This is a genomic window from Bacilliculturomica massiliensis (assembly GCF_900605495.1).
Taxonomy (GTDB): domain Bacteria; phylum Bacillota; class Clostridia; order Peptostreptococcales; family Anaerovoracaceae; genus Bacilliculturomica; species Bacilliculturomica massiliensis.
In genome coordinates, this window is record NZ_LR027603.1 from 2032204 (window position 1) to 2055471 (window position 23268).

Consider the following 23268-nt stretch of genomic DNA (forward strand, 5'->3'; position numbering starts at 1 on the left):
CATGTCAAGGACAATATCAATTTTTGATTTCCCTATTTTTTGGAATCAAGGTTTGGATAAACCTGCATGTTAGACAGTTGCTTTTTGTGTGCCCTGAATCATGGACAGCATGTTCAGGTGCTCTTTCTTTGATCGTTATCCTGGGCATTGTCCTTCGCAGGGAAGCTGGAACAGACGCCTGTTCCTTTTCTGCAAGGCTGTTCGACTGCACAGCCAGGCCTGCTGTTTCCTGGCTCCGCTTCCGCTCCCAATTCGCAAACCGGTTTGTGCGCAGCTGGCACAGCCGGTTTGTTGGGAATGTTTAATGGATACATTCCCGTCGTACAAAATTCATAGAACTCGGTTGGTGAAAGCTTTGCCAGATCCCACTGGTATCGCCGGTTGTTGTAATAATCCATGTATTCGTCCACCACCGCCTTTACGTCCTTCCATTCCTTGCACTCACCCAGTTTTTCCTTGATGTGATCCTTCATATGGCCAAAGAAGCTTTCCTGTGGCGCATTATCCCAGCAATTGCCCTTCCGCGACATCGAACGCCGCAGCTGCTTATCCGTCAGGAGGTTGATAAAGCAGTGGCTGGTATAATGGCACCCTTGATCACTATGAACGATCGTCTCGGCGGTGAGCGCGATGCCATGCCGATCAACAAGCTGTTTTACTGTCTCCAAAACGAAGTCCATTTCCAGCGATTCGCTCACTACGTACGACAGGATCTCTTTCGTAAAGGCATCCAGAATGGTCGACAGGTAAGCAAATGTCCCGTTGTAAGGCAGGTACGTGATATCCGTCAGCAGTACCGTCCTCGGTCCATAGCATTCAAATTCACGCCGGAGTAAGTTCTCCGCAACGTTGTCCGTCTTCAGCGCCCTGGCCATCCGCCGATAGGGATTCGCCTTCCTGATCGGACACGACAGGTTGTACTTGTTCATCAAGCGGCGGATCTTCTTCTGATTCATGATGACGGGTGGATCCTGATGCAGCAGCGCCATATGGATACCGCGGGCCCCCTTGGTGTAGCCATGCATCTTGTAAGCGCCAAGAATCTGATCGAACGCTCTGCGATCCGCTGCCTCTCGCCGTTCCCGGATCGGAGCCGCTTTTACCCAAGCGTAATAGCCGCTTCTGGATACCCCTGCGATCCGGCACAGTTCTGACACACAAAGCGGGGGCTCTCCGGCCGCGATCGTTTGATCGATCACTTCAAATACAAAGGAAGATTCATTCATTAGCAATGCACCTACTTCCTTGTATTCTTGATCGAGGTAATTTTTTTTAAAAACTCAACCTCCTGACGGAGGTACTGTACCTCATGCAGAAGATCACGGATCGCCGCTTCGGGCGTATCCCCAATTAGGGGCAGTTCTCTCCTGCTCGTGGGACCTTCCCGGAACCCCTCCGGCCGCTTTGCTTCCTTGCGGATCATGGAAGAAATACCGCTGATCCGGCTCTCGCCCAGAATGCTCATCGGAAATCCATGCTCCTCAAGGATCTGCCGGGGCAGCTTCCCCTTTCTATATTCTTGATAAAAGAGTTCCTTGAATTCTTTCGTGAGATAGAGGGTGTTGGGTGTAACGTTGTAGGTATATGGGTTCTCTTGCAGCAGTTTTATCTGCTCTTCTGTGAACGGTATTTTGCTCATGACGACCTCCTGATGTCCCTAGCGTACCATACACAAAAGCGAATGTCTATTTTGCAGGATGCACCAAAACCCTAGCGGGCTGTGTGTCCATAATTGGGGTATCTAAAATCTGGTCGTGTCCACACTTATGGGTACAGTATAATTTTTTTAAAAGAGCATCTTTTTCGCCTATATTTCGGCTCGATTTCGGTGAAAACTAACTTTTTTCTCCATTCTCACCTACGCTATCAACTAATTGTAAGCGGTCCTCGCAAGCTGTCGGTCATTTGCAAGGTCAACCCTCTCCCAACCTGCCGGTCATTCGCAAGGCAACCCTGTCGCAAGCTGTTGCCCATTACACAATTCGTCAGCCGGGCTCTGACCGCGTAATCTCCAAGTGGTGATCCGATGCGGCGCCCTCCCGCATCCTGTACCAATAGCCGCAAGTCATTCACTGGGGCCCATTCTCATCTACTGCGCAGGCTGCTGCCAAAGCAGCGAACAGGTACTGTTGCCAGACAGGCAATGCCACCACCTTCATTAGTTAAGCGGAGAACAGGCATATAGACCGCAGCTCCAGACAAAACCCCTGCATAAAAAAATGCGCCCGAAGGCGCGCTGAAATACGCGAAAACAATGGGCCGGGTCTGCACCCGTCCATCTATTTTTCTGTAACCGCGGCCTTCCCGCTCAGGCACAGCTATTTCTCCGTCCTTTGCAGTCAGTTCCCTTTATTTATTTTGTGTTTCTTCCGTTGATCCGCCTGATCTTTTCCAATCTGCCAAACCACCGGTAATCTTTATACTTCCACTTTATCCTATCTGTATAGAGACTGTCAAGAGAAATGATACATCTCCTTATCCAATAATCTGCTTGCCTGAGCAGCCGGCAGACAACCCGGAAAAGAATGTAGCCGGCAAACGATACAACCGGAACGCAACGTTAGAGACAGTGCAGCCGTCAAACAGTGCGGCCAGCGGACAACGCAGAGGGAATGCGGCAGTCAAACGGTACGGCCGTCATACAGTGCGGCCAACAGGCAACACGGAAGACGATGCCGCCGCCAAACGGTGCAGCCAGCGGACAACGCAGAGGAAATGCCGTCGCCAAACGGTACGGCCGGCAGGCAACGTAGCAGGCAACGGCCGATGCAGAAGCCGGTGCGGCAGGCAGAAGGGTTAAGACGAATCACTCCTTCGGCGGCCGGGTCCCGTAATACTGATAATAACAGGTCTCGATCCTGCCGTTATAGAGTTTACGGCGGCGATCCGCGGGCCGGTCCAAAAACGATCCTTCAAATTCTTTGTCTGACGTGATCAGATAAAGAGACCAGGTGGGATTCGCCGTCATGAAACGCCGCAGGTCTTTATAGATCCTGTGAATGGCGTCCTTTTCGCCGATCCGTTCCCCATACGGCGGGTTAGCCACGATAACGCCGTATTCTTCCGGAGCAGTGAACGCTGAGACCGGCGCGGCGGCGAATTCAATGTACTGGTCGACACCCGCCTCCTCCGCGTTGGCCCGGGCGGCTTCCACGGCTTCACTGCTGATATCGGAGGCCAGAATTCGAATATCTGCGTCGTATTTTACGGCGCTGTATGCCGCCGTCCGTTCCTCTTTCCATATTTCCTTTGGAATGACGCTCCACTCTTCAGACACGAATTTCCGTGAGAGGCCCGGCGCGATGTCCGCCGCCAGCATGGCCGCCTCGATGGCGATCGTTCCCGAACCGCAGAACGGATCCGCCAGAATCCGGCCCTCTTTCCAGAAAGAAAGCTGCACCATGGCCGCAGCCAGCGTCTCCTTGATGGGCGCCGCCACATCGCAGATTCGGTAGCCCCGCTTGTGGAGTCCCGGTCCCGTGGTATCCAGCGTGATCGTCGCCCGATCTTTCAGCAGCGTTACCTTCACTGTATACAGCGCTCCCGTCTCCGGAAACCAGTCGCAGGCGTAGGTCTCCTTCATCTTCTCCACAATAGCCTTTTTCACGATCGCCTGACAATCAGGAACGCTGTGCAGAGTCGATTTCACCGATGTACCCGTGACCACGATTTTTCCGTCCTCCGGGATCCACTGTTCCCAGTCCAGAGCTTTCGTCTGCTGAAACAGTTCTTCAAAACTCTTCGCCTGAAACTCTCCCAGCTTGATCAGCACGCGGTCTGCGCTGCGCAGCCACAGGTTTGAGCGTACGATCGCCCTCTCGTCGCCCAGATACGTGATCTTCGCATCCTCGGATCTGAGGATCCGATAACCCAGCTTTTCAATCTCCCGCTTAACGACTGCTTCCAGCCCAAAAGTCGCCGTAGCGATCAGTTCTATCTTCGCCATATTCTTTCCGCCTTTACTCCTTAAATCCAGAGAAGCCTGCGCCGTATCCCACAGGTCCCGGACCCGTGAACAAGCCCGCTGCCGTCTCGACCCTCTACACAGGTCCCATCATCTAAAACAGGGCTCCCAATCTCCGTTGAGAGCCCTTTCGCCATTCCCTTATCCAGTTGTTTTGCTATATCCGCGTCCCGGATCCACATCTTGCTGCGTTATCCCGTGGATGCCTGTCCGCCCTTCGATACACTTCACGATCCGCATTTTGGCGCGTTGTCGCCTACCAGTCCACGTCTGCTGCGTCATCCTGATCGAACGTCGCAGCAATTGACCTACTGCGGTGGAGCGTCATTGATAGCTCTACAGGATGGGTTTCTTCTTGTTGAGCTGATTATTCTGAATGGCCTCCAGCGAATTCAAGGCTTCGCCGGTTCCGATGGCCACGCATGATTTGGGGTCGTCGGCGATGATCACCCGGATGCCCGTCCGCTCCTCGATGCGCTTATCGATGCCGTACAGCAGCGCGCCGCCTCCGGTCACATAGATGCCCCGATTGCAGATATCCGCAGCCAGTTCCGGCGGAGTGCGCTCCAACACGCTGTGCGCCGTCTCGCAGATGGTCTGCAGCGGCTCGTCCAGCGCTTCCAGCATCTCCTTCGACGTGATCTCCACAGATTTGGGCAGACCAGTGACCAGGTCTCTTCCTCTGCACTCCTGAGTCACGATCTCTTCTCTGGGATAGGCCGTCCCGATATTCATCTTCAGCTCTTCCGCCGTCCGCTCTCCAATATACAGCTTGTGTTCTTTTCTCATATACTTGATGATGGACTCGTCAAAGCGGTCGCCCGCCACCTTCACGGAGGAGCTGGTGACGATGCCGCCCAGAGCGATGACCGCCACATCCGTGGTTCCGCCGCCTATGTCGATGACCATCACGCCGTCCGGCTTGGAGATATCAAGCCCTGCGCCGATAGCCGCGGCCACAGGCTCTTCCATGAGAAACACCGCTTTGCCGCCGGCTGCCATGGCAGCCTCCCGGACCGCCCGCTTCTCCACCTCTGTGACTCCGCTGGGCACGCACACCATGATCCTCGGCTTAAAGAACCGGCTGTTTCCGCAACTCTTGCGGATGAAATATTTCAGCATCCGTTCCGTCACGTCATAATCGGAGATCACGCCGTCCCGCAGGGGGCGCACCGCTACGATGTTCGCCGGAGTTCTGCCCAGCATCTGGCGGGCTTCCTCCCCTACTTCAAGGATGTCGTTCGTATCTCTGTTGATGGCTACCACAGAAGGCTCGTTCAGTACCACGCCTTTTCCTTTTATATAAACCAATACATTTGCTGTTCCCAGGTCGATTCCAACTTCATCTGTAAAACCCAAAATTCTCACTCCTCTTTTTTCTTCCGATTTTCCTGTATCTTCCGATAGACGCGATCTCACGCCGCGCTCATTCTCTGCTGTGTTTCCTGCCCCAAATCGGCGAATCAACGCAAAATCCGCCAGGGCTCAATACCCTGGACGGACGAAAGCGTTCCCCGCGCTCAGCTGCGATACTTTCTAATTTTTATCTAATCCGTCACTTTTTGTTCACGGTATTATTCTTTTTCGAGCCTTTCCGCGTGAAAAAGCGGCTCATCAATCTATTATATCCATTTTTCCGCCAAGTTTCAATTTTAATTTCCAATCAACTGGTATTTTGTTTTTTACTCCGGTGTTCCGCCGGTCTTTTCCTGTTCAAGCGGACTCACAGATATTTTCATGACGATGGGAAAATGGTCGGAGGGATATCGCCCGTCGTATTTGTCCTGCACGATCCTCGCCTCGACGATCTCCACCTCTTTGGACGTAAAAATGTAGTCCACCGGCTTTCCTACGGTTTTTCCGTGAAAACCGTGATACGTCCGCTGCCCCTGGGTATTGAGAAACAGATTGTAGCTGTTTCCGGAAAAAAGACCGTACTTGATGTCCATTTCCTCCAGAACGCGGATGGCGCCGCTGCCCGGCGTGGCGTTGAAGTCCCCTGTGAGGATACAGGGGACTCTCCCGCCCTGCCTCTGGATATGCCTTGCGATCAGATCCAGACCCTTCCTGCGGGCGATGGGACTGATATGGTCCAGATGTGTATTGTATACCAACAGCTTCTCCCCGGTCTCCTTCTCCCTCAGCAGCACCCACGTGCAGATGCGCGGCAGCACCGCCATCCAGTCCCGCGTTCCCTTCTTCTGTTCGTTTCTCGCAAGCCAGAAGGTTCCCTTATCCAGCCATTCAAAACGGTTCCTTTTAAAAAAGACAGCGCAGTATTCCCCCTGCTCGCCGCCGTTTCTTCCCTGGCCGATCCAGTCGTATTCCGGCAGCAGTGCTTCCATATCGCCGATAGTACGGCGGGTCAGTTCCTGAGTGCCCACCACATCAGGGGCCGTTTCCTCAAAAAACTGTTTTACAGCCTCTGTCCGCTTGCTCCAATGTGTGGACAGCCATGCGATATGATCATGCTTTAAATTAAAGGTCGCTACGGTCAGCTCCATGCCTTTCCTCTTTTCTCCCGGCCGCTCCATCCGTTCTTATTCTCACCGGTAAACGTCTTATTATGATACGAGAATGCCTGTTCTCTGTGAAAATGTGATTTCACTTGCCAACGGCCATTATGGGATCGCGCACAGGATCTGTAATAGCCGCTATGCGGCTATTATACCATGACTGGCCGCAGGCCATCATGGGATAATCCGCGCATGGCGTCCGCCGCGCACAGAATCTGTAATAGCCGCTCTGCGGCTATTACACCATGACTGGCCGCAGGCCATCATGGTATAATCCGCGCATGGCGTCCGCCGCGCACAGAATCTATAATAGCCGCTCTGCGGCTATTATACCACGATCCGGCGTCCTGCTTCCACATGCCGCTGATTAATATTTCGATCAAAAAACAGACGCATTCTCCGCCTGACCGGCTGCGGCGGCCCCTGCCTTGTCTTTTTTCTTTCCTTTCCTGAACCTTTATCCCGCCGAATTCATAATATAAACAGAAAGCCGGCCGAAAAACGCCCGGCGCTTCAAACTCCAATTACAATTAACCGAAAGGAGCTTATATTTTGGAAATGAACAATGGAATGCCAGGATATGCCTGTGTCCCGGCAGTAGAAGTTCCCGACGTTTCCGCCGCAGCCATGACACGCGGCGAAACGCCTTTAGACCAGCTCCCGCTGGCCATGGCCTACGTTCCCATGCAGAAGTTCGGAGAAACTTACGACGGTCTGCGCGCTTTGGAACGCGGCACGATTTTCCCCGATCTCGATTTACCGTTTTGTGGAAGAGGGGTGAAATAGTATGGCAATGACAGAACAGCAGAATCTCATGAGAAGACTGCAGGTACAGAGCTTCGCGATCGACGATATCAAGCTCTTCCTCGACACCCATCCCAATGACAGACTGGCGATGGAATACTATCAGAAATACCGTCACCTGAGAGAACAGACCATGAACAACTATGTAAAGCAGTTCGGTCCCATCACACCGGATCAGGTAGAAGGCACAGACAGATGGACCTGGATCGACACTCCATGGCCATGGGAAGGAGTTTTATAGGATATGTGGACTTACGAAAAACGACTGCAGTACCCCATCAACATTAAAAAACCCGACGCAAATGCTGCAAAGATCATCATCACGCAGTACGGCGGACCCGACGGCGAGCTGGGAGCCTCTATGCGGTATCTCTCGCAGAGATATTCCATGCCCTTTAAAGAAGCCGCCGGTATTCTCAACGATATCGGCACAGAGGAACTGGCCCACCTGGAAATGGTCAGCACCATCGTGCACCAGCTGACGAGAGATCTGACACTGGAACAGATCCAGGAGCAGGGCTTTGCCCCCTACTTCGTAGACCACACGGTCGGCGTCTATCCTCAGGCCGCCGCTGGTTTCCCCTTCGACGCGCTGTGCTTCGCCTCCAAGGGCGACGCCATCACGGACCTGACGGAAGACATGGCCGCAGAGCAGAAAGCAAGGACCACCTACGACAATATTCTGCGTCTGGTCGACAACCCGGAGGTCATCGATCCCATCCGCTTCCTGAGAGAGCGCGAGGTGGTGCACTTCCAGCGGTTCGGCGAAGCGCTTCGCACCGTGCAGGATAAACTGGACGAGAAAAACTTCTACGCCATTAATCCGGAATTCGACATGCGGAAAAATCCGAGATAAGAGACCGGGCTAAACGCCCGATCTCACTGCTCTTTTACATGAAAACAACAATGGGAACCGGCATGTAAACGTACCGGCTCCCATTTCAATTATCAAATATTATTCTTTTGCTTTTTCCAAGTATATGTTTGTATAGATATAGATATAGATATGTATCTATTCAAAATTATCCATCATGTCGGACAATGACCTGATGTCTTGAAGATTACTTCGAAAAAGATCATCCCAAATATCAAGGCAAATATTTCTGATCCGAAAATCATCTTTACCGATGTCGAATAAATGAATCACACATTGAATTAAGTCACTGACAGCTAACCGTCTGTTCCATTCTTGTGGGACTTCAGCGGCGGATTGCCCGACTGCTTCTAAAACGTCGGCATATTCCCTGATATCTTCATTCGTTTCACGCAGATATCTTAAAAAAGTATGTACCAAGTGGGAACTCATTTTTGACTGCATAAGGGAAATCAGAAACGCTTTATCCCTATGGATTACAATACAACGATCATGAAAGAGCCTACTGATTCCCTTCAGATCAGATGTTGAAGTTTCTATTAAGTGCATTAGGATCTCTTGGCTTAGTTCATGATATTCTTTTTGATTAAATGTTGACGACGCCTGTCTACAGATTCGTTCTTCCTGTTTAGCGCTATATCTTTCATTCGTCAGGTGTGAAAAAGCTTTTTCATCCTGAAAAAAGATTGCAACTGCACACAGTAAACCGGCGGCATGCACTGCCAAGTCCTCTATCGGGGTTCTGCATGCTTCGATCAATCGTTCCCGGTAGTAATCCGGCTCATTTTGATATTGTCTGGATAAAATTTCCCAGCATCCAGGTGCGGCAAGAATCCTTAGATCCATGGATAATAGCTTATTTAAAACATAGGCCGAAAATGATTGGTCAAAATTATAATATGGCAGTATACAAGATACCACGGCAAATCTTACTGCTGCGTTTGCATCTGAACTTGCAGCATAAATTGTAGATTTGAATAGCTCACTCAATTCTCGATGCTTCCATAACAAAGCAGCAATTGCTTGTAATGAACATCCCCGAACACAATTAATGGAGTTGCTGAGCAAAGAGTCACATGAAGTATCCTCTGGATCGGATCTTCTGGTTACAACATATTCATCAGCTTTAGGATCAGGGTGCTTCAACGCAAAATTATTTAAAGTATCTATGATGTCATCAGGCCACGATATCTCTGCATGTTTTTCAATTAGTCTCACGATTCCGGCGGCTATATTACGTTCACAATCATTACTGTATCGTCTTATAACTTCACTCATTAGTTCAACGTCAGGTTTCTCATCGGTCTCTGCATAATCCGCGAGTGCGTATAAAACGGATGTGACATACCCTCGATAACAATGTTGAGGGAATTTCAGGGCAAGCTTAGCAAATCTGGTTGGCTGAAGTCTGGCTTGATTTGCAAGTGAAGCAGAGAACGATTCATGAGTTGCTTCAATATAATAAGGGTTGGTTTCGTCATCGTCACCTCGCCAGTGGTTATTTATTTTTTCATTTGGCGTAGAAATGATTTTAAGCCAGCATTTGTCACTAATTCTGGCGGTATAACCGGAAATGGGAGAAATAACATTCTTTGCGGGTCCACACGAAAAACCGGAATAATAATGCGGAAGGTATATCCAAGAATTCCGATTTAAAACTCTAATTAACTCTTTTGCATAGTGAGAAAGGCGTGTATATTCCATAGCTGGTAACAATTCCTTTTGAAAATGTCCCCAGTATGCATAATACATTGGCTCCCACTTATGTTCCTGATTTGTTTCTATTCGGTGCTTGTAAATGCGAACCATTTCCTCCGAATCATCTTTCCACATACATATTTTTTTCTCTAATTGCCTGAAAAGATCCATACTACAGTGTAATGAAAACATCTTAAGAATCGTTTTTGTACAGGAGAGAAAATCGGATTTATTACTTGTGTATTCAAAAACTTTTTTCTCAAAGTCCGTTAACAGCCACTGTATCACTTCGTCGCAGTATTCGATAGGAAGATTAGCTGCTGTATACATGACCAATTCATGTCCAACGATTGAGATCGGATATTCGAGGCTTTTAATCAGCCGGATTGCATTGTCTGCATGTTTTTGAGCGTATTCTTCAAAAGAAATTTTGACGAACTCTACAATCTTTCTCTCATTGGATTCATGAAGTTCATGGGCAATCCACCTGCGATATTCGTCATTATAAAAACGAAAAGGCTTAGCAGATGAAAGGTTACTTGTAGCTTCACAAATATCAAGGAATAAGCTTTCAATTATTGTTTTGCAGTTTTTACGAAAGTATGTAGAGATCTGCTCAGTCTCGCCCCAATATATATCTAAAGTATCTGTTTCTCTGTTTACGCTTTCTTTCAATAAATATTTCAAAATTGTTACGGCACGGGTCGATTGATGTTCAAACAACGATGAAAATCCCCAAAATTCATTAAACAGCTCTGGTAAATGCGCCAACAATTCCAATCTGAACTGAAACATACGATCGGAATCATTGGAAGCCTCTTGACACAGCGTCAAAAATATTTTTCTATCATCAGCAGCTGTCACAAAAGCATATGGGCGAAGTACATCAACAACAAAGTCAGGAACCTTGTCGCTGACAGATTTTAATAAGATAAGGCTTTTATTTTCTAACCAATTGTATTCAGACTCGACGTTCAGATGCATAACAAAAGCCGGATGCCCATAGTACACGGTTTGAAGAATATACTCGTTCCATTTAGGGTCATGCAAATAAATTTGAACAAAGTTAAAAATAATTTCACCAGGTTCAGTGCATTGCCCTATTATTTCAAAAACAGCACATTGAAAATAATATCGTACGGAATCTGTATCTAATATATATTTACACTGTTGAATAAACATGGATATGTCTGAATCCAGCAAGGTTTGCAATATGATTAACAGTCGATACCGTAAAGTTGGAATCTGGTTTTTTGGCAAACCCAATAGATCGGATAGTCTCCGTCCGGAATAAATATTTGCTAACGTCTGCGCCGCTATAAAGTAATCGAGAAAACTTTGATGTGTAAATGATACTTTATTTTGACTTTTTACAAGCAAACCATTGGAAACAAATCCATCTATGACTTTTTGATAGTCTGCAAACAATTGTATAGGAAGAGAGAGAACAGCATTTTCATCCATTCTTAACACAATCGCATCTTTGCACAACCGTGCTTCTGTCCTGGGTATCCCCCCTATGAGCTCACAATGAGTTTGAACCTGGTTCCACCAAACATCCATTAATTGATAAACGGATGTAATAACATTCGACCTTGCGGACTTTTCCAATTGAGACCACACATATAAAGATGATGGGACCTGAAGCAGCTTTTTAAGTCGTGTGGGCATCGCATTATAATCTGGTCCAACAATTTGAGACACTTCTTTTTCTGAGAAAATGTCCACACTAATTTTATCCCAAACAAGACTATGACTTTTTTCATTATCCGCAAACAATGACTGCAATCCCTTATCGTTTTCCAAATCGAAGGTACGTGAAACAAATATAATTGATATTTTCCCGCCTTGATATTTATTGACGGCTACTGCCTGTGAAATCAATTCTTTACAAACATCCAAGGCTTTAGCTGAATGCTTGCTTGTCCAACGAAGCGAATCAAGCTGATCAAGAATTAATACGCATGGTTCTCCAACTGATAATGTATTTAAACAATACACAGGAGATTCCGGAAGTCCCAAATTTTTTCCATATGCATCCGCAGATATATCTGGGATATCCTTGTCCAACTTTATTCCGAGATATAAAATATGAGTATCGTTCAGATAGTTGATAAACTCTTGAATACATCCACTTTTTCCAGAACCGGCTTTACCGTGTATGATGATAGAATGTCCTGCGTTGTATTTCTCAATTAGGATATCTGCTGTCGCCCTGCGTAAAAGCCGGCCTTTAATTGGTTGATAAACACCCCAGTATATTTCATTTAGAGCACTAATTCGAGCAAGGATTCTGTCATCGCCGCGATAATTTCGTAAATAAACACCCAAGCTATCAAGGTAGTCAACAATCTCTTTTGCGGTAATCTTTACTCCATATCTGCCAGTGTTATTCGCATACGTTTCAAGCAAAACTCTGGTAGAATCTGCGCTTCCTGTAAAGACCATTCCTACATGCTCGTTCAAATCTTGTTCAGCTTCTACACCGGTGGGACTCTGTTCAAAATAACAATGTGCTAACACATAATGCAAGCGTTTTAATTCCTCGGGTTTTTCTTTATTAAAATTAAATGAAGCGGCACAATCATCGAACGTGGCGCGAAGAGGAGCATTGCTTAATTGGTAGGTTATGAAATCCTGCGCTGACATATTAGTTCGCGCTCGTTTACATAGTTCATCCAGCCCGTTATATTGTAACGGTGAAATGAAGAAATAACGACTATTTTCCACTCTTTCTATGATGGTCCTTGATCGTTCAAATACTTTATAACGCTTTAAATCCGCAACACTCCAAGCGTTGTGTGTTGTATTGCTGGCTTTACACTGATAATATGCATTTGTGCCATCAGAATATGTTGTTATAAATTCTACACCGTCTCCGTCTAACCCTAACGGTTCTACCGTTACTGAAGTAATCTCTTCATTTACAAGCCGCAAAAACAATCGCGCCAAATAACGATTTTCATATTCATTTCCATATTTGTCAGCTCTACCACCGCTCTCAAGACTCATAATTCGTTATCTCCTCAAAACCACCATATACAACTGATCCTGCCGCTTCCTTTGTCCGTTTAAAAAAGAGGGTACACTCTAAAATCCAGTATATCCTCTTTTTAGAAAAAAGAAATCAAATCCAGCGGTTAAATAATCCATATTGAATACTTAGGTGACGCCTTTTGATGAATTACGGAAAATTTAACCCTGGAAAACCTATAAATTATTTACAGAAAATCTGTCACAGACAGACTCACCAACTCCGTACCCCAATGCGGTCTTAGCTCCAAAGCCGTATTGTAAAAATGTAAAGTCCATTATTTCTTGTAATCTTTTTAGGTTCTCACTCCAAACCTCTTGATCTCTGCATGCCACGATAATTTTAAATGCTGCATTTACAAGACAAGTAAAAAATATAGGGGTTGGAGACTGATCGTCTGTCATTCCTTTTGAATAATGCGGGGTTTGCACATCCAGTCCTATTGTAAACGTACTGGGAAAAATATCAAAGAACACCAGTGCGCCCCGTTCTCCGCCCTCTTCATCATCAGCGCTTCCAAACAGGCTGCGAAAGGATGCGTTTTTTTCCGCCTTCTTCTCGTCCCCTTCAAATTCATCTAAGATCCAGCAAGTGCGGATAGAACCCTTAATTGCGGTAGCCGGCAGATAGGGGACTCCATAGATGGAATGCAGCCGAAGCATTTGCACATTGCCGTAAGGCGTACTGCTCCCGGTTCCAATAATCAGCTTGCCCGGCTTATACGAATACTCCATGCTTCTTGAAAATTCCTGGGCTATGCTCTTATTACGCTCATTTGCCAGCTTCATGATACTGATCAGTTCCTTATCACAAAATTCTCTGGCTTCCACTGGGCGCTGCTTCAATTTTGAAGCCAATGCTGAGTCGTACAAATCCCTGTCGTTCCTATCCTTTGATATTTGCAGAATTCGATTATGAGACAGACTCGGATTGATTTTGCACACATTTTCTTTCACAATTCCGTCAATAAACTTCGTTGAGTCTTGTGGCAGAACAAACCTTCTTTCAGACTGTGATGCTGACCCATTCCGTTGCCCGGTTCCTGTTCTATTCCCCATCTCCATCAACCATTCCTTCCGCAAAGCGTTTGATCCAAAGGCACAGATTCATGATCTCATTCGTATATATTCTGTACTGCGGGCTGTTCAGCGCCATGATGCGCCCAGTCAGTTCTTCACCGTCAAATGTTCCAAATTTATGGGCTGCCCATTCGGTTATCAGTGTATACAGTTTGTTGTGAGGATCTTTTCCTCGGGCGCTATTTCCTTTCTTCTTTGAAAATAAGTAAGCGGTGGCTGCTCCCAGGCCGTTTATTTGTATCATGGATGGAAAGGATCGCGCCAGGCTGCGGAATTCTTTGTCAGGGCTCAGTTCCAATAGCCTTGTATACGCGAATTCCGCCATTTCATTATGCTTCATATTATTCATCTGCTGTTCCTCCCTCAAGCATTTCCATCGCCATTTTCATTCTCATTTCCACGCTTATTCCCATTCTCCCTTTTCTGCGAATTGTCTGCGCCGCTCTCTTTCTCCCACAAACGTTTCATGATCATACCTTTTCCCAATGAGCTGTCTGCGCCGACCTGGAATACATCTTCTGCAAATAGCTTCGTGAAGCTCTCTCTCACGTGTTCCTTTTCCTTGATCGTCCCCTGTTCGCCATTCTTTTGAGGAAGATGAGTATTTGTGAAGAATATCAGACTGTACAGAATGCATTCAGCCGGTAAAAACTCTTCTGTAAACAGCGCCGCACCGTCCACGGTTCCCGTTGCCGGATTTATCTTAATCCGCGAATTCACCTCCGTGGAAAATTTCACAAATCCTGCGAAATCATCATCGCTGACCATCACTACATGGTCGAAAAAACGGCTTTTCATCATCGTATTGTTGGGCAGGTGCTCCCCCAAACTCGCAATAAAATCATTGAATTTCTCATCCTTGGATGCTTCAAATACGTAGTCTTCCAACATAATCTTATTATCCGCAGCAAGTCGGCATGATTCCGTAATCAGCGCCCCACTCCCGCTGTTCGCACTGTTCATATTCAGGTCGGTAAACGCCTCTCCGGTGGCCAGCTCATAGTCGTCCATAAATTTCTGTATAGCCAGGGGGCAGGTTACCCATGCAAAGACGCCAAGCACTGATTTCACTGGAAAAAACAGGAGCCTCGCATCCGAGAACGCCACGGCCGAAGCAAAATCACCCTTGTCCGGTTCTCCGAAAATTTGGTTGATCTCTTCGCTCTTCGACTTATCTTTACTGGTTAAGGCATGACGGACACAGCCCTTCAATGTGGAGGCCTCGATTTTGGGAAAACCCGTATGGGGTTCTCTTTGAATTGGCAGATCCACATAACTAAGCTGTGTTCCGCTTCCCGCATGCGTCGGGGTTAATGTGCTCATCATCATAATCATCGCTGTATTATCGTACATCTATGACTTCCTCCTGTTCTTCACTGAGTGCTCCCACGAGAGCATAACCGAATCCTCGGTCGCAATATCTGCTTCTGTCGAATACTTTGTAATCGAAGCCAAGCCCTTCCCGATAGTCGCTAATTGTTTTCCTATCAAAAAGCGCTGCTGCCTCCTCTATCGTACCCTGAAGCAATTCAAAATAGTAAACGCTTCCTGCCGGAACCGCGAATCGAAGTTCTTTGGGCCTGTATTGTCCAGCTTCCCTGTCAAACCCAAAGCCGCCGCAGGGAACGCGCCTTCCGACACATGCACTGATCAGTCTGACCTTCACAGACTTTTTGCGGTAGCTGAACCTGCCTGTCATGCCGGCTTTGTCAATCCATCCGGGCAGCCATCCATTTTTGAAAATAGCCGGCGTGGCAAGATATAGTTTGAAGAATCTGGATTCTTCTTTTTTTGAAACTTGTATAGCCAGCTGGTGTTGACCATTCCGCACCAGCGCTGTTTTTCCCTCGCCTCCCAGCTTAATTAATTGGCGGTCGTTCACATTCACTCCGCTCACATCCACAGCAAGCTTCAATCCTTTGGCTGGTCTGACGCTGACCACCTGGTACATTTGCTGATTCTTTGACGTACCGCTGCCCCGTTCGACCTCGATTCCTATCTTCGATTCTGAAATAATGTACCCATCGTCCATATCCTTTGCGGCCACCTGGTTCACACAGCCATTCAGATAGCAGCTTAAATCCTGTTCTGAGAGATACAGATTCTTTTTTTCTTTCGATTTCCCTGCCGCTTGAGAAGCTGTGTGCAGAAAATAATCCAGCGGATAATTTGACAGCGGCCTTTTCTTCAGCCCCATTGGCCTGAGCAGCCAATCCTCTCCCCTTCTGACCTCCAACCGCTGCATGTCCAGCGGCGCTGGAAAATAGTACCCTTCATCGAGCCAAAGACCGTTCATACCTATTTTTAATCGCTGTCCGCCCGCTTCGCTGGCATTGTACAGAGGACGAAACGCTCCTGCATAAACGGAAGGAAGCGGCGGAAAAATTCCCTTCACACCCACGGTCTCTCCTCCGGCCTCAAATGGCACGGAGGAACGAAAAAACAGGTTGTCCACCGGCTTAATTACATACGGCATTACAGCACCTCCCTGGCCACAAAGGATATGGCGTTAAGGACGTTGAGAAACCCTTCCGTTCCATATTCGCCGCCATAAAACTTCATCAAGTCATCCATCAGCTTCCTTCTTTCAGGCTGTGAAAAATCCAAAGCAGCGCTGTCGACGCAGCCTTGTATCAAAAGCTCAGCCATTTGTGTCTGCGGCATTTTCCCGGAATCTCTAAACGGTTCTAACAGACGGCTGATATTGAAGAATAATGATCGCGAGAGGCTTCCATCTTTTAACAATGCCGTCAACTCTGCCACGTCTGCCAGACAGGGCGTATGGGAGATGTTCCGATCCATTTTATAGGGCGGCATGTGAACCCGCTCCCCGCTGCGTTTCATAACTCCAAGAACAAACGCATTTTTCCCATTCGCCCTTTTTGCTGCTTTTTCCAGAACGTCTGCCTCTGCAACCACTTCTTTTAGGGGCTGCATTAAATGAGCAATCACAATCCCCGCAGAAAAGGTAAGGCCCACTTTTTTCAGAAACTCTGTCCTCAGCTCCTGCATACAGTTGAACAGCGTATCCAATGGCAGGAAGCCGAAGAAATCCTCACCTCCGGCAAAGACTGGTAATCCTCCATACCGCAGCAGGATTCCCGGTGCAGCCTGGGCAAAGTTACCGATTTTTTTGCTCAGCTCTTTCTGCTTAGCTTCCGTTCCCTCTTTTATAAAGGTTTCTCCCATGCTATCTCCGTCAAATTTGACCAGTGCATAATAGGACGCCAGTTTTATGTTTTGCTTTTTAATGCAGCGGTATAGTTTTTGCGCGTCACAAAGCTCGTTCTCCCTGTATTCCTCCGCCGAAGCATCAACATCATTTGCCAGATCATACAGTGCATTTGAAACGCCGTCGCTCAGCTGTATATCAAGATCTCTCACTACGTCTTCTCCCAATCGGCTCTTCAGCAGCATCAGTCGGATAGAATAGATGTCCGCCTCCGGCCTTGGATACATTCTCTTCACCAGAGCGATGGCCGACATGGCCTCACCTGGTTTGACACGATAGCGCATCTTCTGATTTTCTGTTATATCATACACATACGCTTGATTCACATGATGCGGAAAACGAGACGGCGATTTAGAAAGATTACGCTTTGCAAAAATTGCGTTGTACTCAGGAAAAAGGATACAACTTCTCCCCCACGGTTCCCCCGTCTGCTCAAAGGGACGTATGCCCTTCACCGCGTTTATACCGGAAAACAATCGTTGATACGCCCCCGCGTAATCTCCGTCTTCATATTTTTCGTACATCCAATAGACTTCCAGAAAGTCCTTCAGCTGGAGTTCAGAAAGCTCCAATCCTGTCTCTCCGATTTGCACCTCCTGCAGAATCTTCCTGCACAGTGACAGAAATGCGCCGCGAACAGAAGCTTCTAAGCTGCTGGCAATGGTTTTCAGCGTCTCTTCATCTTTATCCCGGAATTTTGCAATGAGGCGATTTGGCATATTGGAACCGGAGTTCTGCCCCTTCTCCGGCCACTCCTTCATCTGCAGCGGAAAAACCACATCCGCGTTCCACCCGCGTTGCAGCTCCCTCACCGCTCCCTCCATGAGCTGAGAAAGCAGCTTGCTTCCAGCATACATATCCCTTGCTTTGCGGGAATTTTCAATGAAGGATTGAACTGGTCCTATCGTGAAAATGAATAAATAATTCAACCCTTCACCTCCTCTTTAAAATATTTTTCAACTGTCCTCACAAACTCTTCTCTTTCTCTGAGATCCTCATCTATAACAGACGAGCCTAGCACTGCGTGAACGAAAGTGTAGACCGGATAAATTCCTTCCACCGTCCTCATCAAGCTTACAATCAAAGGGGATGCTAACCGTTCTCCTCTACCTGCCCATCCCGTGGCCTGTTTCTCTCTGTCTTTTTTGACTTTACTGCATTTCGTATCGTGGCTTGCCTTGTCGATTGCACGCAAGTATTTTCCCACTTGCTCCTGGTCTAATCTGCCGCCAAATTCGATCCTGCGAATAAGCGGACGTCTCAAACGTTTGCAGCCTTCCTGATTCAATTTACTGTAAATCCCTTGTCCGGAAATTGTATAGAGGTCTCCTTGCCGTGGGGCCTCTGAAGTTTTTGCAACCCGGTTCAGCTTCCTGCAAATCCACTCTGCAGCCTCGGCCTTGTTGGTAAATGTAAGCTCCTGCACGGCAACATTTCCCCTGCCTTTCCTGCTCCGTTTCCCTAAGCCAAAGAGCGTCAGAGCCAGCGTAATTAAATCCGTATACCAATCCAGCCCGATCTCTTTTTCAGATATTTTCGCCCTCCGTGTTGCTGCGCAGCTCATCCTGGCAATGATTTGAATATCTCCTGAGGCTATGTAGTTCAGCGCAGGGTTCCTGTCCCTTTTACCGTGCAGCAGCAGAACGTCCGTATTCCTGCTTGTACCGTCTTCTCGTATTGACAGTCTCACGGGTGATGCGTACTCAGCCGCAGTCCTTCCGTCCGCCCCTGAATGATGACTTCCGGAACCCGCAGCCCCGCCAAACAGCCTTTTTTCATCATCGGATAAAGTTTTTGATTCAGCAGGGCAGGCAATCCGGTACGTATACCTCATCAATCCCTTCAGCTCAGAGGTCCGAAACTCCGATTTGCCCCTCACTCCATTGTAGGCTCCATAGGAAAACATCGGCGAGATTATCGTGCAGTTAATCGTTTTCTCCTCCATCATTCCCTCCTTTCCGCTTGACCTTTTTGGTCTGTTCATTCTTCTCGGACTTCTCGGTCTTTTCAATCTTTTCGGTCTTCCCTGGATTTTTCTCCGCCTTGCTCTGCCTGGATTTTTTCCCCTGCTTGTCGGTCCTTTCTTTTTCCTGGTCCTTCCCCTGATCCGTCGCTCCTTCTTCTGTCGTCCCCAGCTTCATATTTCGTTTGAACAGATCAGCGTATGCAAGGTGAGGGAATAAAATCGGATTGTTGATTATCATAAGCAGCTGATTCAGTTGAAAGTTAAAGGACAGCAACGAAACGTTTTCCCCCTTCTCATCTTTCACTTGATAGGCTTCCAGCTTATAATCGTTTAGCTCATTACATGGGTTGGGTTCTATTTCAATCTGCTTTTCTTCACTATTGCCCCCCTCCCCACAGTGTATCTCTGTCTCGTCTTTACCCGCATTGCTGTGTTCTTCGCCGAATTTCTTCGCTTTTCCTTCATGATGGTCTAAGCTATCATACCATTCTTTCAGTGTACGTTTCTGGCTATACACCTCAATTCCCGTATCCTTACCCTTCGCCGCGATCAGCACGAAATCAAATAAGTCTAAGAGGTTATTCACCTCCTCAGCTGTCTTATAACCACAGAAAATACGGATCGGCCTTGTAGATGTTTGAGTACTTTCCGATATTTTAAATTTTGAAGTATATGACACTCCGTGAATTACCGTTCCCGCCGCCATACGTGCAATAGACTTGTTTGAGGTTTTCAGCGCTTCAATGCTTTTGTACCATTCCTCCAGCGCACTGCTGTCAGATTTCTCCCCGTTCTTCTTTTTTCGGGGTGAATTACAGGCATCAGTACTTTTGCATTCGATTACAGCGGCCACTGCCTCGATGGGTACAAATTTCAGTTTGCCGTATTGAAAAATATACGGGGTATACATATTATCAATAATAGCCAAGTCTACTTCCTTCGAAATGTCTCCCCACGAGTCGATGATAAACACAGAGTGCTCGATTACAAATTTTTTAGGTATAATCATGTCGAATAGCTGGCGCCAAATATCCTCGCGGGAATGACCGATCGTCCCCGGATGATGAATATTGTACAGCTCCAATTGGCTCACGATAGATCTTTCTACGCTTTTGTAATTAGCGACAATGTTTTGAACCGTCTTTTCAATCCGTTCCTGCTTCGTCAGCTGTTTACGCTCCGCCATTTCGCCCTCCTTTTACTTTGTTAACTTTATACGTTCCAGCAAAATATATGTATAATATAGTATAACATGGGAAGCAGAGAAAATCATTATCTGAAAATTAACTCGTGGTCTTTTTTAACCGTTACGATTCTGCAGTCAGATAAAGCAGGTGGCGTGGACCAGCCGCCTTCCTCTCCATTAAGCAGCAAAGGGGGCCTTTCGCCATTTACAATTAAGTATTGCGCCTCATCAATGGCCAGGATCATGACTAACATACTATTATGACGGGAGATTTTGAATGAAAGTCCATATAAACATAGTGCCTGAGGAAATAAGGAGGAGGTCAGCTTCCGGATTGACGGCATGAATGAGCAGGTCCATCAGACATTGTACACAGTTATTTGCATACGCGGACAAAGCTGTGTTTGAATTGACAAACGTCTGTATGAAGCGGGAGCCTGCAGGTGTACCTCTCTTAATTTATATTATCCATTACGTTATAAGTTATATCTTTTATAAAATTAGAAATTTATTTGATTAACCGATATACTTTATGGTAATCTTTAATATAAAGGAGTTGATGGTTATGATCATTCGTGAAGCTTACTTATCGAAAATTCGTCCGTTTATAGGCAAGGATATTATCAAAGTACTGACCGGTATCCGCCGGGGTGGAAAAAGTGTACTGTTGGAACAGATTCGTGACGAGATCAACAGTGCTCATACAATCTTTCTAAACTTCGAGGACTTGGGAAATCAGCATCTGTGTGAATACAACGCCTTACATGACTATATCTGCGAGAAAATCGGGAACAGCACGGAACAATTCTATCTGTTTTTCGATGAAATCCAGGAGGTTCAGGGATGGGAAAAAGCGGTCAATTCCCTGCGCGTGAAGTTCAAGGCAGACATTTACATCACGGGGTCTAACTCGCAGCTCTTGTCGGGCGAGCTTGCCACCTATATAGCGGGACGCTATGTCTCCTTCGTGGTTTACCCCTTTTCTTTCTCAGAATTTAAGTCCATCAGCGCGGACTATACCTTTGACGACTATATAGAATATGGCGGAATGCCGTTTTTATCCAGCTTAAACTTTGAACCTGAGATCAGCAAAAACTACCTGCAGGATGTGTTTAATTCTGTGATGCTCAAAGATATCGTCAAACGCAATAAGATACGGGACGTGGATCTTTTGGAGCGCATTATTTCGTATGTGCTGGCTAACGTGGGAAGGAGCTTCTCGGCCACAAGTATCTCAAAGTTTTTCAAAGCGGAAAAGCGGACGGTATCTCCTGAAACGATTCTGAACTATCTGAAGGCCTGCGAGGAAGCCTATCTGTTATATCGCCTGAAAAGTCAGGATGTAAATGGAAAGAAGATGCTCAAGGTAAATGAAAAATACTACGTGGTCGATCACGGCTTGCGTGAGGCGGTCGTGGGGGCGAACCTCCAAAGCGTAGAAATCTTACTTGAGAATATCGTAGGCTTAGAGCTCCTCCGCAGGGGTTACAAGGTCTGCGTCGGACGCGTGGGCGAAAAGGAAGTGGACTTTATCGGCGAAAAAGCCGGCGACAAGCTATACATTCAGGTGTGCTATTTGCTGAACGATGAATCCACCATTCAAAGAGAATTCGGTTCCCTTTTGGAGATTAAAGACAATTATCCCAAGTTTGTTCTGTATGAGGAAGGCTCTTTTAAGGGGAATTACGAGGGGATTCCTGCTGTCAGAATACCGGACTGGCTGACCGGAAAAACAGTGGGCTAATGCGCTGCCCGGCCATTTTCCATTTATCACTCTAATTATCGCGCTAAACGAAGAGCCTTCCGCCATTAGCTCCTTAAAACCCGCCGTCGTTATATGCCCTGACAATCACATAAGAAGGCTCGTAAAATGCGCTGGAGTTATAGTTGTCGATTACCTCACAGAGAGGGTCGTTATATACCCGGATCAGCCCTTCCACGTAGTCCTCTTCGGGAAGCTGCGTATCGCAGATCAGACGCGTATAGACCTTCCCCATCTGTGTTGCGGTAGGAATGTGTTCTGCCAGCTGCCTGTCCACATCCGTTATATCGAAGGCTCCCTTCTCCAATTTATATTCTTCGATCCACTCATCCTCTATCTTCAGCGGATTTTCGCAGTGAAGCACGTTTGCCAGACTGATCAGCCTTGCCCATTCTTCCTTTTTGATCGCATTTACCACGTAACAGTTTCTTTGATGCAGCTTTCTGGCAACTCGCTCTATCATATAGCAGATAAAATACAAATCATTTCTGGAAATCTCCTCATCCGGGAAAAAAATATTTGTCATAGCGGATAGCTCCCTTCATATTTGATCGCCGAAAGCGCTTCCGACGTGCAGAAAACGATCTGATGTGTGGGGTATTTGGATTTAACCAGTTCCCAAAATGCTGCCTGTGAAATGTTTCCCGCCACGTAGTCTTCTATATAGTCCCAAATCGTATCATCCGCCATAGGGCCCTCGACAATATCAAATTCGTGTTCCACTCCCCTGCGGCAGCTGACCACGAATGCCAGCCATTCTTCCGACATGTCTTTAAATCGACAGATATTGAGTCCTGGCGCTTCCCGATATTCGTAGCGATTTACGATATGGCCCCTTTTCTTAGTTAATGCCCATCTCCGGCCCTGTTTTTCTATATTTGTACACTAAAATCCATATCCGAAATCTTTGTAGTATCCATTTACAATAATTTTCGGTTCCTGTACCGTCGCACTGCTCCCATGAAAGATAATCATTGCTGCAACCTCTTCTTATTATTTATGTTTTCGTCGATACTTTGATTATACGCGAGAAGTCACTCAGAGTCCAGCATTCGTCAGGGTAAATCCCCCAAGAAATCCAGTAAATATCTAGGTGCAAAAGCTCTGACCAAGGGAACGATCTATCCTATATCCACCATTCAAAGGAAGGTTG

The 23268-nt window shown here is 47.0% G+C and carries 19 protein-coding genes; 4 read left to right on the forward strand and 15 right to left on the reverse strand.

Annotation, left to right across the window (positions count from 1 at the left end):
- Positions 1-113: 113 nt before the first annotated feature.
- The 5 genes from E0E37_RS18310 to E0E37_RS18330 all read right to left on the reverse strand — a co-directional run bounded on the left by E0E37_RS18310 (position 114) and on the right by E0E37_RS18330 (position 6468).
- Positions 114-1226 (reverse strand): IS3 family transposase, encoded by a 1113-nt coding sequence (locus tag E0E37_RS18310; RefSeq protein ID WP_246019637.1) that lies wholly within the window; start codon positions 1224-1226, stop codon positions 114-116.
- A gap of 11 nt (positions 1227-1237) precedes the next feature.
- Positions 1238-1639: an HTH domain-containing protein gene (locus E0E37_RS18315; RefSeq protein ID WP_130861771.1), complete on the reverse strand. Its 402-nt coding sequence runs from the start codon at positions 1637-1639 to the stop codon at positions 1238-1240.
- Between the two features lie 1167 nt (positions 1640-2806).
- On the reverse strand, positions 2807-3946 hold the full coding sequence (locus E0E37_RS18320; protein WP_130864407.1) for a THUMP domain-containing class I SAM-dependent RNA methyltransferase: 1140 nt from the start codon (positions 3944-3946) through the stop codon (positions 2807-2809).
- A gap of 354 nt (positions 3947-4300) precedes the next feature.
- Positions 4301-5323: a rod shape-determining protein gene (gene mreB, locus E0E37_RS18325; RefSeq protein WP_130864408.1), complete on the reverse strand. Its 1023-nt coding sequence runs from the start codon at positions 5321-5323 to the stop codon at positions 4301-4303.
- Positions 5324-5646: 323 nt separating this feature from the next.
- A complete protein-coding gene (locus tag E0E37_RS18330) occupies positions 5647-6468 on the reverse strand; it encodes an endonuclease/exonuclease/phosphatase family protein (protein ID WP_165445448.1) in 822 nt (273 codons plus the stop codon).
- Positions 6469-7038: 570 nt separating this feature from the next.
- Between E0E37_RS18330 and E0E37_RS18335 the strand changes: the two genes are divergently transcribed.
- The 3 genes from E0E37_RS18335 to E0E37_RS18345 are packed head-to-tail and all read left to right on the forward strand — an operon-like array spanning position 7039 to position 8140.
- Positions 7039-7266 (forward strand): spore coat associated protein CotJA, encoded by a 228-nt coding sequence (locus tag E0E37_RS18335; protein ID WP_130864538.1) that lies wholly within the window; start codon positions 7039-7041, stop codon positions 7264-7266.
- Between the two features lies 1 nt (position 7267).
- Positions 7268-7525, forward strand: a complete 258-nt coding sequence (locus E0E37_RS18340; protein ID WP_246019779.1) for a spore coat protein CotJB — start codon at positions 7268-7270, stop codon at positions 7523-7525.
- 3 nt (positions 7526-7528) lie between these two features.
- Positions 7529-8140 (forward strand): manganese catalase family protein, encoded by a 612-nt coding sequence (locus tag E0E37_RS18345; RefSeq protein WP_130864410.1) that lies wholly within the window; start codon positions 7529-7531, stop codon positions 8138-8140.
- Positions 8141-8296: 156 nt separating this feature from the next.
- Here the strand turns inward: E0E37_RS18345 and E0E37_RS18350 are convergent, their stop codons facing one another.
- The 8 genes from E0E37_RS18350 to E0E37_RS18385 all read right to left on the reverse strand — a co-directional run bounded on the left by E0E37_RS18350 (position 8297) and on the right by E0E37_RS18385 (position 20353).
- Positions 8297-12868, reverse strand: a complete 4572-nt coding sequence (locus E0E37_RS18350) for an NACHT domain-containing protein (protein WP_130864411.1) — start codon at positions 12866-12868, stop codon at positions 8297-8299.
- 198 nt (positions 12869-13066) lie between these two features.
- Positions 13067-13954, reverse strand: coding sequence for a type III-B CRISPR module RAMP protein Cmr6 (gene cmr6, locus E0E37_RS18355; protein WP_130864412.1), 888 nt, complete (start codon positions 13952-13954; stop codon positions 13067-13069).
- Positions 13938-14318, reverse strand: a complete 381-nt coding sequence (gene cmr5, locus E0E37_RS18360) for a type III-B CRISPR module-associated protein Cmr5 (RefSeq protein WP_130864413.1) — start codon at positions 14316-14318, stop codon at positions 13938-13940. The genes cmr6 and cmr5 overlap by 17 nt, the downstream gene beginning before the upstream one ends.
- A 14-nt stretch (positions 14319-14332) precedes the next feature.
- Positions 14333-15322, reverse strand: coding sequence for a type III-B CRISPR module RAMP protein Cmr4 (gene cmr4, locus E0E37_RS18365; protein ID WP_130864414.1), 990 nt, complete (start codon positions 15320-15322; stop codon positions 14333-14335).
- A complete protein-coding gene (cmr3, locus tag E0E37_RS18370; protein WP_130864415.1) occupies positions 15312-16445 on the reverse strand; it encodes a type III-B CRISPR module-associated protein Cmr3 in 1134 nt (377 codons plus the stop codon). Before cmr3 ends, cmr4 begins: the two co-directional genes overlap by 11 nt.
- Positions 16445-18130 carry a type III-B CRISPR-associated protein Cas10/Cmr2 gene (gene cas10, locus E0E37_RS18375; RefSeq protein ID WP_130864416.1) on the reverse strand — a complete coding sequence of 562 codons (1686 nt, stop codon included), beginning with the start codon at positions 18128-18130 and terminating at the stop codon, positions 16445-16447. Before cas10 ends, cmr3 begins: the two co-directional genes overlap by 1 nt.
- Complete coding sequence (locus tag E0E37_RS18380; RefSeq protein ID WP_130864417.1) at positions 18127-19146, reverse strand: RAMP superfamily CRISPR-associated protein; 1020 nt, start codon at positions 19144-19146, stop codon at positions 18127-18129. Before E0E37_RS18380 ends, cas10 begins: the two co-directional genes overlap by 4 nt.
- Complete coding sequence (locus E0E37_RS18385; protein ID WP_207302988.1) at positions 19127-20353, reverse strand: DUF6602 domain-containing protein; 1227 nt, start codon at positions 20351-20353, stop codon at positions 19127-19129. Before E0E37_RS18385 ends, E0E37_RS18380 begins: the two co-directional genes overlap by 20 nt.
- Positions 20354-20918: 565 nt before the next feature.
- Between E0E37_RS18385 and E0E37_RS18390 the strand changes: the two genes are divergently transcribed.
- Positions 20919-22097 (forward strand): ATP-binding protein, encoded by a 1179-nt coding sequence (locus tag E0E37_RS18390; protein ID WP_130864418.1) that lies wholly within the window; start codon positions 20919-20921, stop codon positions 22095-22097.
- Positions 22098-22170: 73 nt separating this feature from the next.
- Here E0E37_RS18390 and E0E37_RS18395 read toward each other — a convergent pair whose 3' ends face one another.
- Positions 22171-22641, reverse strand: coding sequence for a hypothetical protein (locus E0E37_RS18395; RefSeq protein ID WP_130864419.1), 471 nt, complete (start codon positions 22639-22641; stop codon positions 22171-22173).
- Complete coding sequence (locus tag E0E37_RS18400; protein ID WP_330548613.1) at positions 22638-22991, reverse strand: DUF3990 domain-containing protein; 354 nt, start codon at positions 22989-22991, stop codon at positions 22638-22640. The genes E0E37_RS18395 and E0E37_RS18400 overlap by 4 nt, the downstream gene beginning before the upstream one ends.
- Between the last annotated feature and the right edge of the window lie 277 nt (positions 22992-23268).

Coding starts and splice junctions, on each gene's coding strand:
- E0E37_RS18345 (WP_130864410.1), top strand. CDS start 7,529: ATGTGGACTTACGAAAAACGACTGCAGTACCCCATCAACATTAAAAAA.
- E0E37_RS18385 (WP_207302988.1), bottom strand. CDS start 20,353: ATGGCGGAGCGTAAACAGCTGACGAAGCAGGAACGGATTGAAAAGACG.
- E0E37_RS18390 (WP_130864418.1), top strand. CDS start 20,919: ATGATCATTCGTGAAGCTTACTTATCGAAAATTCGTCCGTTTATAGGC.
- E0E37_RS18395 (WP_130864419.1), bottom strand. CDS start 22,641: ATGACAAATATTTTTTTCCCGGATGAGGAGATTTCCAGAAATGATTTG.
- E0E37_RS18340 (WP_246019779.1), top strand. CDS start 7,268: ATGGCAATGACAGAACAGCAGAATCTCATGAGAAGACTGCAGGTACAG.
- E0E37_RS18315 (WP_130861771.1), bottom strand. CDS start 1,639: ATGAGCAAAATACCGTTCACAGAAGAGCAGATAAAACTGCTGCAAGAG.
- E0E37_RS18335 (WP_130864538.1), top strand. CDS start 7,039: ATGAACAATGGAATGCCAGGATATGCCTGTGTCCCGGCAGTAGAAGTT.
- E0E37_RS18330 (WP_165445448.1), bottom strand. CDS start 6,468: ATGGAGCTGACCGTAGCGACCTTTAATTTAAAGCATGATCATATCGCA.
- E0E37_RS18350 (WP_130864411.1), bottom strand. CDS start 12,868: ATGAGTCTTGAGAGCGGTGGTAGAGCTGACAAATATGGAAATGAATAT.
- cmr4 (WP_130864414.1), bottom strand. CDS start 15,322: ATGTACGATAATACAGCGATGATTATGATGATGAGCACATTAACCCCG.
- cmr5 (WP_130864413.1), bottom strand. CDS start 14,318: ATGAATAATATGAAGCATAATGAAATGGCGGAATTCGCGTATACAAGG.
- E0E37_RS18380 (WP_130864417.1), bottom strand. CDS start 19,146: ATGGAGGAGAAAACGATTAACTGCACGATAATCTCGCCGATGTTTTCC.
- cmr3 (WP_130864415.1), bottom strand. CDS start 16,445: ATGCCGTATGTAATTAAGCCGGTGGACAACCTGTTTTTTCGTTCCTCC.
- cmr6 (WP_130864412.1), bottom strand. CDS start 13,954: ATGGAGATGGGGAATAGAACAGGAACCGGGCAACGGAATGGGTCAGCA.
- E0E37_RS18310 (WP_246019637.1), bottom strand. CDS start 1,226: ATGAATGAATCTTCCTTTGTATTTGAAGTGATCGATCAAACGATCGCG.
- E0E37_RS18320 (WP_130864407.1), bottom strand. CDS start 3,946: ATGGCGAAGATAGAACTGATCGCTACGGCGACTTTTGGGCTGGAAGCA.